The organism is Kitasatospora sp. NPDC059462, assembly GCF_042749955.1.
In the GTDB taxonomy this organism is placed as follows: domain Bacteria; phylum Actinomycetota; class Actinomycetes; order Streptomycetales; family Streptomycetaceae; genus Kitasatospora.
On record NZ_JBHYUU010000035.1, the window covers coordinates 1 to 11,886 of the forward strand.

At 75.1% G+C, this 11,886-nt stretch carries 6 protein-coding genes; all 6 read right to left on the reverse strand.

What is annotated here, in order from left to right; all coding sequences use genetic code 11:
* Positions 1 to 143: 143 nt before the first annotated feature.
* Positions 144 to 1,571 (reverse strand): hypothetical protein, encoded by a 1,428-nt coding sequence (locus ACFXAM_RS12445; protein ID WP_380290214.1) that lies wholly within the window; start codon positions 1,569 to 1,571, stop codon positions 144 to 146.
* 241 nt (positions 1,572 to 1,812) lie between these two features.
* Positions 1,813 to 3,423: a hypothetical protein gene (locus ACFXAM_RS12450; protein WP_380290216.1), complete on the reverse strand. Its 1,611-nt coding sequence runs from the start codon at positions 3,421 to 3,423 to the stop codon at positions 1,813 to 1,815.
* A gap of 212 nt (positions 3,424 to 3,635) precedes the next feature.
* Positions 3,636 to 4,424: a thioesterase II family protein gene (locus ACFXAM_RS12455; protein WP_380290218.1), complete on the reverse strand. Its 789-nt coding sequence runs from the start codon at positions 4,422 to 4,424 to the stop codon at positions 3,636 to 3,638.
* Positions 4,425 to 4,462: 38 nt separating this feature from the next.
* The gene (locus ACFXAM_RS12460; protein ID WP_380290220.1) at positions 4,463 to 5,638 is read right to left on the reverse strand and encodes a cytochrome P450; all 1,176 of its coding nucleotides are present in this window, start codon (positions 5,636 to 5,638) and stop codon (positions 4,463 to 4,465) included.
* On the reverse strand, positions 5,635 to 6,177 hold the full coding sequence (locus tag ACFXAM_RS12465) for a nuclear transport factor 2 family protein (RefSeq protein ID WP_380290221.1): 543 nt from the start codon (positions 6,175 to 6,177) through the stop codon (positions 5,635 to 5,637). Before ACFXAM_RS12465 ends, ACFXAM_RS12460 begins: the two co-directional genes overlap by 4 nt.
* Before the next feature lie 68 nt (positions 6,178 to 6,245).
* On the reverse strand, positions 6,246 to 11,870 hold the full coding sequence (locus ACFXAM_RS12470) for a type I polyketide synthase (RefSeq protein WP_380290223.1): 5,625 nt from the start codon (positions 11,868 to 11,870) through the stop codon (positions 6,246 to 6,248).
* Positions 11,871 to 11,886: the final 16 nt, after the last annotated feature.

The window sequence follows — 11,886 nt, forward strand, 5'->3', positions numbered from 1 at the left end:
CGGTGGCGCCCCCGGGGTGGGCCGCGGGCGCGGGGGGGGGGCGGCGGGCCCCCCCCCCCCCCGCCCGGCCGCCGCGGGGGGGCGGGGGGGGCCGCCCCCCGGGGGGGGGCCCCCCCCCACGGCCGCTGCTCCTCAGGGGCGCTCTAGGACGGGTCGACCCCCAGGTCGTGGGACGGATTGCCGCCGGACTCGATGGGCCGGCCCTTCACCTGTGCCTCGTTGGCGTGCAGCTCGTTGAGGTCGGCCGTGTCGGCGGCGATGTCGCCCCGGCTGTCGCCGCCGTCGCGGTGGACGCGGATGCCGTTCGCGGGGAAGTCGATCCAGCCCTGGCCGGCCTCGCGCCGGCCCACCCACGGGGTGTTGACGCCCTCCTCCGCGTCGACCCGGGCGGCCGTGAGGACGCCCGGGGTGGCGTTGTGGCCGTGGTAGACGTTGACGCCGCGGTCCGGGAAGGTGATCCAGCCGGCGTCGTCGGTGCTGCCCTGGACCAGCCGGGTGGTGATGTTGTCGGCCGTCACCCTTCCCAGGTTCCCGTTCGAGGTGCGGACCTCCACGCCGTCCGTGGCGAAGGTGACCCGGCCCTTGTTCTCCGTCCCCTCCACCCACGGCGTGTGCACCCCGCCGGTGGCGACCACGCTCTCCACGTCCACCTCGGCCGCCGCCACCGTCCCCGGCGCATGCGCGTCGTTGTCGACCCGCGCACCCTGCGACGTGAACGTCACCCGACCCCGATCCGCCGTCCCCTCCACCCACGGCGCGCGCACCCCGTCGGCGAACTCGGGGACGGTCGCGTGGACGGTGGTGGTGAGGAAGTACCCCTCCTGCACCTGTCCGGTGCCGTCGGCGGTCCCGGCCACCAGGGTGTAGGTGGTGCCGCGCGTCAGGGGGCGGCCGGGCGTGTGCTCGTGCGGCCCGTACGGCGTCGGCGCAGAACGCACCGGCGGCGCGACGTCCTCCAGGGTCCCGTCCGGATAGCGGATCCAGTACCGGAGGCTGTCCGGTCCGTCCCAGCGCAGAACGACGTTCTGGCCCGCGCCCACCAGGGACAGGTCCGCCCGGAGGTTCTGCGGGACCTGCGGCGTCTGCTTCACCAGTGCGAGCGTGGTGCCGTAGTAGAGGCCCGCCTTGTACCTCGGCGCACCGAGGTCGCCGCCGCGGGCGATCTCGTGGATCGACACGACGGCCGGACCGGCCTGACCGGAGACCCGGATGTTCTCCAGCTTCAGGATCAGGTGCCCCTGTCCCGGCAGCGTCACCTCCCGCCCCGAGGGGGCCGCGGCCCGGAAGCGGCCCACGCTCCCCGGGTACGGCGTGAAGTCCGGGACCTCCTCGCCGACCGGCGGCTGGTAGCTCCTGGTGGCGATGGTCGCGGTGATCGCCGCGCCGTCGTCCGTCAGGTCACCGCTGCCGGTGCCGACCGGGATCAGGACGTCGATGTGCCGCCACGTCACGTCGGACAGGTGCGGGTTGGAGACGACCAGGTACACCGTCCCCACCGACGGCGCTCCGGGACGCGAGGCTTGAAGCGAGGTCGGATCCGTGAGGATCTCGTAGTGGAGCAAGGACGGCACGGCGCGTTCTCCCTAGCTCGGCGGTGCACACGATCCGGGCAGTCGACAGTAGGCAGCCCCTCACCCTTCGAATCCCCCGATCCCCGGGCTCTGTCCCGAATCGCTCCCCTCCTGACCGGAACCGCACCACGGGAACCCGCCGGGGCCGGGCCATGGCGGACGCCCTGCTCGTGCCCCCGGGCGGGGTGCCCTCGGAGGGGCACCGGACTGCTCCGGCGCCCCTCCCCCGGAACCGCCCCTTCTACGTGCGGTTCCCGTGGAACTGCCCGGAGGCGCTGATGTCGCCGCGGATGTACACGCCGCCGTACGAGACGTTGGTGCCCAGGCTGAAGTTTCCGTGCGTGACGCCGATGCCGTCCCTGAATTCCGCCCATTTCTCGAACGTGCTCTGCCCCTTGACGAACAGGAAGTTGCCCCAGATCGTCCCCTTGACGGTGGCGTCGCCGCCGGTGACCAACTCGCTCAGGTCGGCCTTGCCCGCCGTGACGGTCCCCCGCTTCTTCCCTTCCTTGTAGACGTTGACCCCGGTCCGCGAGAATTCGATCCGGCCGCCGTTGTCGTCGCGGCCCTGGACCGACCCGGTCGTCACGCTCTCGGCCGCCGCCCTGCCCTTGACGGAGAGGTCACCGCCGACCACGGCGTTCCCCTCGGCCTCCAGCCGGCCGTGGACGACCAGCCGGGGCGGTCCGTCCTGCGTGTCCAGCACGTGATCGACCGTCAGCGAGCCTTCGACGGTGAGGCGTTCGGCCACCCTCGCCCGGCGGGTCCGCAGGTCGTTCACGTCCACCTCGCCGGCGGCGACGGTTCCCCACACGTGGTCGCCCGCACCCTGGTAGACGCGGATGCCGTTCGCCGGGAAGTCGATCCAGCCGGAGTCCGCGCCGCGTCCCCTGACCGTCGTGGTCCTCACGTCGTGGTGGACATCGGCGGTCCCGGCCTCGACCGTCCCCGGGGAACCGGCGCGGTCGTCGACCCTCACGCCGTCCCCGGTGAAGGTGACCCGGCCCCGGTCCGTCGTGCCCTCGATCCACGGGGCGCGCACCCCGCCGGCGAACTCGGGGACGAACGCGTGGACGGTGGTGGTGAGGAGGTACCCCTCGTGCCGCTGCCCGGCTGCGTCCACGGTCCCGGCCACCAGGGTGTAGGTGGTGCCGCGCGTCAGGGGGCGGCCGGGCGTGTGCTGGTACGGACCGTACGGTGTCGGCGCGGAACGCACCGGCGGCGCGACGTCCTCCAGGGCCCCGTCCGGATAGCGGATCCAGTACCGGAGGCTGTCCGGCCCCTCCCAGCGCAGGACGACGTTCTGACCCGCCCCCACCAGGGACAGGTCCGCCCGGAGGTTCTGCGGGAGCCGCGGCGCCTGCTTCACCAGTCCGAGCGTGGTGCCGTAGTAGACCCCCGGCACGTTGGACGGCTGCGCACCGAGGTCGCCGTCGTGGGCGATCTCGTGGATCGACACGACGGCCAGGCCCGCCCGGTCGGAGACCTGGATGTTCTCCAGCTGCAGGACCAGGTGCCCCTGTCCCGGCATCGTCATCTCCTGTCCCGAGGGGGCCGCGGCCCGGTAGCGGCCCCCGCCCAGCGGGTGCAGGGTGAAGGTCGGGGCGTCCTCGCCGGGCAGCGGCTGGTAGCTCCTGGTGGGGATGCTCGCGATGATCGCGGCGGTGCTGTCCGTCAGGTGGCCGCTGCCGGTGCCGACCGGGATCAGCACATCGATGTGCTTCCACGTCACGTCGGCCAGGTGCGGGTTGGAGACGATCAGGTACACCGTCCCCACCGACGGCGCTCCGGGACGGGAGACTTGGAGCGAGGTCGGATCCGTGAGGATCTCGTAGTGGAGCAACGACGGCACGGTGAGTTCTCCCTACTCGGCGGCGCACACGATCCGGGCAGTCGACAGTAGGCAGCCCCCCGCCCTTCGCCTCCCCGGATCCCCGGGCTCTGTCCCGAATCGCTCCCCTCCTGACCGGAACCACGTCACAGGGGTCCGGCGGCACCGCCCGTGCCCCTCCGGCGGTACCGCGCGGGCCCCGGCGGGGTGCCGGGGCGCGGGCGGCCGACGGGTCAGGGCCGCGGGGAGGCCGCGGCGGTGCGGAAGGCGGTGAGGGAGTCGGTGAGCGCCCTGGTCACGGGGCCCTGTTGGGAGTTGAGGTAGAAGTGGCCGCCGGGGAAGGAGTGGAGGCGGAAGCCGCCGGAGGTGACCTCCGACCACCGCTCCGCCTCCTGCCGGGTCACCTGGGGATCGGCGTCGCCGGTCAGGACGGTGATCGGCGAGCGCAGCGGCGGGCCGGCGCGGTGGGCGTACGTCTCGACCGCCGTGTAGTCGGCGCGCAGACACGGCAGGATCATCCGCCGGATGTCCTCGTCCTCCAGGAGGGCGCTGTCGGTGCCGTTCAAGCGCTGGACCTCGGCGATGACACCGGCGTCGTCGCGCAGGTGCACCGTCTCGTGCCGCGTGGTGGTCGGCGAGCGGCGGCCCGAGACGATCAGGCCGAGCAGGTCGACGGCGCGCTCGGCCTCCAGCCGGCGGGCCGTCTCGTAGCCGAGGACGGCGCCCATGCTGTGCCCGAAGAACACCAGGGGACGGTCTGTGCGGGGGCGCAGCACCGTGCAGATGGCGTCGACGAACGCCTCGACGGTGTCCAGGCAGGGTTCGTGGCGGCGGTCCTGGCGGCCCGGGTACTGCAGGCAGAGCACCTCCGTCTGCGGCCCGAGCGCGGCGGACAGCGGCTGGAAGTAGCTGGCGGAGCCGCCGGCGTGCGGGAAGGCGACCAGGGTGACGGCGGCGTCGGGGGCCGGGCGGTACTGCCGGAGCCAGCGCCCGCTCAGCTCCTGGAGCTCGGGGTCGGACATCGGGGGAATCCGTTTCTCGTGGGGGCCGGTACGGCCGGTCAGCGGGCGAAGCGCAGCGGCAGCTCGGCGAGCCCGCGCAGGAAGTCCGAGGGACGCCAGGTCAACCGGCCGGGCGGGACGGCGAGTTCCAGCACCGGGAAGCGGGCCAGGGTCTCGGTCAGCGCGACCCTGATCTCCTGCCTGGCCAGCTGGTGGCCGAGGCAGAAGTGCGGGCCGTGGCCGAAGGCGAGGTGCCCGGTGGTCGGGCGCAGCAGGTCGAAGGCGTGCGGGTCGGCGCGGACGGCCGGGTCCCGGTTGGCGGCCGACGGCAGGAAGCGGACCAGCTCGCCCTTGCGGACGACCACGCCCTCGATCTCGATGTCGTCGAGCGCGACCCGGTTGGTGGTCGACAGCAGGGAGCCCCGGTAGCGCAGCGCCTCCTCGCCGGCGCTCGTCACGAGTTCCGGGTCGGCCCGCAGCGCTGCCAACTGGTCTGGGTGGTTGAGGAGTTCGAGCAGGGCGCTGGCGATGACATAGGCGGTGGTGACGTGTCCGGCGAACAGCAGGACGGAGCAGAAGCCGACGAGTTCCTCCCGGGTGAGGGCCTGGCCGTCGTCCAGCCGGGCGCCGACGAGCTCGCTCAGCAGGTCCTCGGTCGGCTGCCGGCGCTTGGCCTCGACCAGGTTGGTGCAGTAGGCGGCGAAGGCGTCCGTCGCGGCCTGGCGGACCGGTGCCGAGGGCGAGTCCATGTTCTTCACCCGGGTGTGGAACACCTCGCGGTCCTCCCGCGGCACGCCGAGCAGCTCGCAGATCACCTCCAGCGGGAAGGGGTTGGCGAAGGCGGCCACGAAGTCGGCCTCGCCCTCGGCGGGCAGGCCGTCCAGCAGGCCGCGGGCGATCTCGACGAGGCGGGGTTCCAGCGAGCGCACCGCGCGGGAGGCGAAGGCGGCGCTGACCAGCCGGCGGTAGCGCGCGTGCTCCGGATTGTCCTGCTCGAAGAGGACGATCGGGCTGTCCGGGATCTGCGCGGCCTGCGGCGCGTGCCGGTGGAGGTCGCTGGAGAGCCGGGGGTCGCCGAGCAGCCGCCGGGAGGGCTCGGCGCCGAGGACGGTCCACGCCTCGGTGCCGTCGGCCTGGCGGGTGCGGACCACCGGGTGACGGCGGGCCAGCTGCCCGAGCTCGCGTTCCGCGTCGGGCAGGGAGGAGATCTGGACGAGGTCCAGGACGGGGATCATGCCTGTCCCTCCGGTCCGTCCGGGGTGGTGGCGGTGATCCGGGGCAGGTCCCGCAGCCACAGGTGCCGGCTCGCGATGCGCCAGCGGCCGCCGTCCTTCTCCAGCAGGTCGACGTACGAGCCGCTGCGGCCGATCTCGTGGCTGCCGTCGTCGAGGGCGAAGGTGACGGAGAGCAGCGAGCGCGCCTCGGCGGTGTTCCCGTCCAGGCGGACGACGACGGTGTTGCCGGTGAGGTGGCGCTGGTGGGCGCCGCGCTTCTCGGTGTGGTGGCGGTACAGCGCGGCCATCGCGAAGACGATCCGCTCGCGGGTGGTCACCGACGGCGGGAAGCCCTCGGGGGCCGGGGTGAAGGTGAAGCTGGCGTCCTCGGTGAAGAGGTCGCCGAGCGCGTCGAAGTCGCCGGAGTCGTAGTACAGGCTGTAGGCGGCGACGACGTCCTGGATGGCGGCCCGGTCGGCGAGGAAGGCCGCGTCGAGGTGGCCGGTCGAGCCGGGGGCCGGAAGCAGCGGGGCGGGCGTCGCGGGCGTGGTCCGGGGCATGGGTGATGGTCCTTTCGTCGATGGTGCGGTCGTACGGTCATGCGGTCGTGCGGGGGGCGCGGGCGGGGTCACGGGGTGGCCCGGACCAGCCCTTCGATCCAGGTGCGCACCGCGGCGCCGGTCTGGTCCGCGTGTTCGCCGATCATGGTGCAGTGGTCGCCCTCGACCTCCACGGCGGTGTGGTCGTGGGGCCAGGAGGAGCGCCAGTCCTCGCCGGTCATCGGTTCCTCCGGTGAGCCCGGGACGCAGCGCGACGGCCGGACGAACAGCGTCGGCACGGCGGCCGGCTCGGGCTCCCAGCCGCGGAACATCCGGCGGTAGCTGCCGATCGCGGTGAGTCCGGTGTAGCCGAGCGCGGTGAACGCCTGGCGGCGCACGATCACCTCGTAGTTCATCGCCTTGCGCATGCGGCGCGACATGGTGGCCGGCAGGTAGGTGTCCAGCAGCACCTGGCCGGCCGGCGCGGTGCCGGCCGCCCGGAGCCGGCTGCTGACGCCGTGGGCGAGCCAGCCGCTGGAGGAGTAGCCGAGCAGGATGAACGGCTCGCCCTCGGCGCAGCGCAGGGTCGCGTCGGCGAGCAGGTCCAGCAGGACGTCGCGGGAGGCGGCGAGCGGCTCGCCGGTGCGGAAGCCGGGGACGGTCAGCACGGCGGTGCCGCAGAACCCGTCGAAGGCGGAGGCCAGCCGGCCGAACTGGATGGTGCCGTCGACCGGGGCGAACGGCGGGAAGCAGATCAGCCGCGGGTGCTCGCCGCCCTGCGACATCCGCACGTGGCCGGACAGGGCGGCCAGGTGCGCGAGGTCGGCGCTGACCTCGCGCAGGCCGGACGCTCCGACCAGCAGCGCCTCCGCGTCGTCCATCTGCCCGCGCAGGGCGAGCTCGCGGTAGACGGAGCCGAGCAGTTCGTTGGACTCCTCGGTGCCCGGCCGCGGCACGTGGCGGGCGGCGCTCCCGTCCTCCAGGACGCGGGCCAGGTGCGCGGCGAGCGCCGCCGGGTCGGCGTGGTCGTAGACCAGGGTGCTGGGGAGGTCGAGGCCGGTGGCCTCGCCGAGCCGCCGGGCGAGCCCGACGGTGGCCAGCGAGTCGAAGCCCATCCCGCGGAAGGGCTGGTCCGGGTCGACGGCGCCGGCGTCGGCGTGACCGAGCTGGGCGGCCGTCTCGGTGCGGACCAGGTCGAGCAGTTCGGCGGCGAGCCGGGCCGGGGAGCGCTCGGCGGAACGGTCCCGGAGCGGGTGCGGCTCGGCTTCGGGCGCCGGGCCCGCCGGGCGCTCCGCGGCGACCGCCACGAGGTCGGCGATCAGTGGCCGGGGGCGGGCGGCGGCGTAGCTGTGCGCGAGCCGGGTCCAGTCCACGTCGGCGACCGTCACGCAGGTCAGGTCCTCGTCCAGCGCCTGGCCGAGGGCCGTCAGGGCGGTGGCCGGGTCCATCGGCCGCACCCCGAGCCGGCCGAGGTGGCGGCCGGCCTCGCCGTCGGCCATGCCGCCGGCGGCCCAGGGTCCCCAGGCGACGGCGGTGGCGGTGACCCCGCGCTGGCGACGGCGCCGGGCGAGGGCGTCCAGGTGGGCGTTGGCGGCCGCGTAGGCGCCCTGCGCGGCCCCGCCCCAGACGCCGGCACCGGAGGAGAACAGCACGAAGGCGTCGAGCCGGGCCGTGGCGAACAGGTCGTCCAGCGCCAGCGCCCCGGCGGCCTTGGCGGTGACGGTGGCGGCGATCGCGGCCGGGTCGGTGTCGAGCAGCCGGGCCGGGCCGGCGACACCGGCGGCGTGCAGCACGGTGCGGATCCGCGGGAGTTCCTCGCCCAGGGCCTCGCGGAGCCGGTCGGTGGCGTCCGGGGCGGTGAGGTCGCAGGCGATCGGCACCAGGTCGGCGCCGCCGGCCGCGAGGTCGGCCCGCAGCTCGTCGAGGCCGGGGGTGTCGGGGCCCCGGCGGCCCAGCACCAGCACCCGTTCGGCCCCGCGGGCGGCGAGCCAGCGGGCCGCGTGCCCGCCCAGGGCCCCGGTGCCGCCGGTGATCAGTGCGGTGCCGCCGGTCCGCCAGCGGCGGTCGGGGTGAGCGGGGCCGTCCGGGCCGGCGGGGCGGGACAGGCGGCGGCCGAAGGTGCCGAGCGGACGGATCGCGAACTGGTCCTCTCCCCCGGCATCGGCCAGGACGCCGAGCAGGGTGGTCAGGGAGCGCTCGTCGGGGGTGGCCGGAAGGTCGGCCAACCCGCCCCAGCTGCGCGGGTGTTCGAGGCCGATGACGCCTCCCAGGCCCCAGATCCCGGCGCCCGTCGCGGAGGCCACGTCCTCGCCCAGGACCGAGACGGCGCCGGCCGTCAGGCACCAGAGCGGGGCGGCGACGTCCGCGTCCGCCAGCGCCTGGACCAGGGTGGCGGTGGCCGTCACGGCGCGGACCAGGCCCGCTGCGCCGTCGTCCACCTCGGCGGGCGCCGCCCCGAGCAGCGAGACGACCCCGGCGAGGCCCGGCTCCCCGGCCGACTCGCGGAGCCAGGCGGCGAGTTCGGCCCGGTCGGCGGCCCCGGCGTCGAGCTCGCGGCGCAGGACCCGGGCGCCGCCGGTGGTCAGCGCCTCCCCCACCGCGGCGGCGATCTCGCCGGCGGGGGCGGGGTGGACGAGGAGCCAGCGCCCGGTGGGCGCGGCGTCGGGGGCGGCGGGCGTCCACGGCTCCCAGCGCAGCTCGTGGCGCCAGGACCGGGCGGTCCGCGCGGTGCGGTCCTCGGTGCGCCAGGCCGAGAGCGCGGGAAGGAGGTCGCCCAGCGGCGCGTCCGCGGGGATGTCCAGCAGCGCGGTGATCCGGTCGACGTCGGACTGCTCCACGGCCTCCCAGAATCCGCCGTCCGCGGGCTCGGCGGCGGGCTGCGGGGCCGGGTCCGCGGCGGGCGGCTCGGGGGCGAGCCAGTAGGGGCGGCCCTGGAAGGGGTAGGTCGGCAGGTCCACCCGGCGGGCGCCGGTCACGGCCGGGGCCCAGTCGACCGGGGTGCCGCGGACGAAGGCGGTGGCGAGTCCCGCCGCCAGGGTCTCCCTCGGGTCGCGCCCGCAGCGCTGGGCGGGGACGGTGGTGGTGTCGGTCCCGGCCGTGCACTCCGCGACCATCGGCGTCAGCGCCGCCTCCGGGCCCAGCTCCACGAACACCGAGGCCCCCTCGGCCCGGGCCGCGGCCACCGCGTCCGCGAACCGCACCGGCTCACACACCTGCCGCACCCAGTACTCCGGATCGCACACCTCCCCCGCCGTCGCCACCCGGCCCGTCACATCCGACGCGAACAGGATCGACGGCTCCGACAAGCTGATGCCCGCCACCACCTCCCGCAGCTCCGCCAACACCGGCTCCATCAGCACCGAATGAAACGCATGCGACACCGCCAGCCGCGAGGAGCGCCACCCCCGCTCCCCGCACAGCACCCGCACCGCCTCCACGGCCTCGGCCTCACCCGAGACCACCACCGACGCCGGACCGTTCACCGCCGCGATCCCCACCACCCCCACCGCACGCTCCGCGAGCAGCGCCACCACCTGCGCCTCGCTCGCGCCCACCGCCAGCATCGCCCCGCCCGACGGCAGTCCACCCATCAACCGGGCCCGCGCCGCCACCAGAGCGACCGCACCCTCCAACGAGAACACCCCCGCCACATACGCCGCCACGATCCCACCCAGCGAATGCCCCAGCACCACCTCCGGCACCGCAACCCACGAACGCCACAACCGGTACAACGCCACCTCGAACGCGAACAACACCGGCTGCACCACACCCGTACCCTCACCACCCTCCCCCGGCTCCCCCAACAACACCTCCCGCACCGAGAACGGCACCACCCCCTCGAACGCCCCGCACACCTCGTCCACCGCCGCCGCGAACACCGGGAACGCCGCATACAACTCACGCCCCACACCCGCACACCGCACCCCCTGACCCGTGAACACCACGGCGTGCTTGCCGACCGCCCCCGCGCCACGCGGCACCGCCCCGGTCACCACGGCCGGGGTTCCGGCCGGCCGGGGCACGCCGTCGGCGAGCGCCGTCAGCCCGGCCGTCAGCTCGGCGAGGTCACGGCCGAGCAGCACGGCACGGTGCTCCAGCAGGGCCCGGCCGGTGACGGCGGACCAGGCGACATCGGCGGGCCCGGCCTGCGGGTGCTCGCGGACCCAGTCGCGCAGCCGGGCGGCCTGGGCCCGCAGCGCCTCGGGGGTCCGGGCCGACAGCACCCACGGAACGAGTCCGCCCACCCCGGGCCCGGCGGGCGGCTCCGGCAGCGGCTCCGCCGGTTCCGGGGCCTGTTCGAGGATCACGTGGGCGTTGGTGCCGCTGATCCCGAAGGAAGACACCCCGGCCCGGCGCGGCCGACCGCTCTCCGGCCACTCCACCGACTCCGCCAGCAGCTCCACCGCACCCGACGACCAGTCCACATGCGGCGACGGCGCATCCACATGCAGCGACTTCGGCACCACCCCGTGCCGCATCGCCATCACCATCTTGATCACACCCGCCACACCCGCCGCCGCCTGGGTGTGCCCGATGTTCGACTTCACCGACCCCAGCCACAACGGTTCACCGGTCCGCTCGCGCCCGTAGGTGGCCAGCAGCGCCCGGGCCTCGATCGGGTCACCCAGCGTCGTGCCCGTGCCGTGCGCCTCCACCACGTCCACCTCGTCCGTGGAGAGCCCCGCGTTCACCAGGGCCTGGCGGATGACCCGCTCCTGCGAGGGGCCGTTCGGCGCGGACAGCCCGTTGGACGCGCCGTCCTGGTTCACCGCGCTGCCGCGCACCACCGCGAGGACGGGATGCCCGTTGCGCACCGCGTCCGACAGCCGTTCCAGCAGCAGCAGGCCCACGCCCTCGCCCCACCCGGTCCCGTCCGCCGCCGCCGCGAACGGCTTGCACCGCCCGTCCGCCGCCAGACCGTTCTGCCGGGCGAACTCCACGAAGGCGGTCGGCCGGGCCATCACGGTCACGCCGCCGGCCAGCGCCAGGTCGCAGTCCCCCGCGCGCAGCGCCTGCGCCGCCGTGTGCAGGGCCACCAGGGACGAGGAGCAGGCGGTGTCCAGGGTCACCGCCGGGCCCTCCAGGCCGAGCACGTACGAGACCCGGCCCGAGACCACGGACATCGAGCCGCCGGTCACCCGGTGGCCCGCCACCTCCGGGGCGGCGACCGGCCGGCCACCGCCGTAGCCGAGCGCGGAGGCGCCGACGAAGACGCCGGTCCGGCTGCGCCGCAGCGCGAGCGGGTCGATGCCGGCGCGCTCCACGGTCTCCCAGGCGGTCTCCAGCAGCAGGCGCTGCTGCGGGTCCATCGCCAGCGCCTCGAAGGGCGAGATGCCGAAGAAGTCCGCGTCGAACTCGGCGGCCTCGTGGACGAATCCGCCCTGCCGGGTGGTGGAGCCGGCGGCGTCCCCCTCGGGCCCGGTCGCCCAGCCCCGGTCGGCCGGGAAGGCGCCGATCGCATCGGTGCCCTCCCTCACCAGGTGCCACAGGTCCTCGGCGGAGCGGACGCCGCCGGGCAGCCGGCAGCCGGTCGCGACGATCGCGATCGGCTCCCGGCCGGCCTGTTCGGCCTCCCGCAGCCGCTGTTTGGTCTCGCGCAGGTCCGTGGCGGTCATCCGCAGGAAGTGGCGGAGCTTCTCCTCGTTGGAGCCGGTGGACCCGGTGGACCCGTTGGACGGGTTCGGCGCGCCGGCCACGGTGGCCTCGGTGGACATGTGTGTACCCCTGTTC

What these genes read in the sequence shown, in the direction of transcription:
- ACFXAM_RS12455 (WP_380290218.1), bottom strand. Translation starts at nt 4,424, where the DNA reads ATGTCCGACCCCGAGCTCCAGGAGCTGAGCGGGCGCTGGCTCCGGCAG.
- ACFXAM_RS12460 (WP_380290220.1), bottom strand. Translation starts at nt 5,638, where the DNA reads ATGATCCCCGTCCTGGACCTCGTCCAGATCTCCTCCCTGCCCGACGCG.
- ACFXAM_RS12465 (WP_380290221.1), bottom strand. Translation starts at nt 6,177, where the DNA reads ATGCCCCGGACCACGCCCGCGACGCCCGCCCCGCTGCTTCCGGCCCCC.
- ACFXAM_RS12470 (WP_380290223.1), bottom strand. Translation starts at nt 11,870, where the DNA reads ATGTCCACCGAGGCCACCGTGGCCGGCGCGCCGAACCCGTCCAACGGG.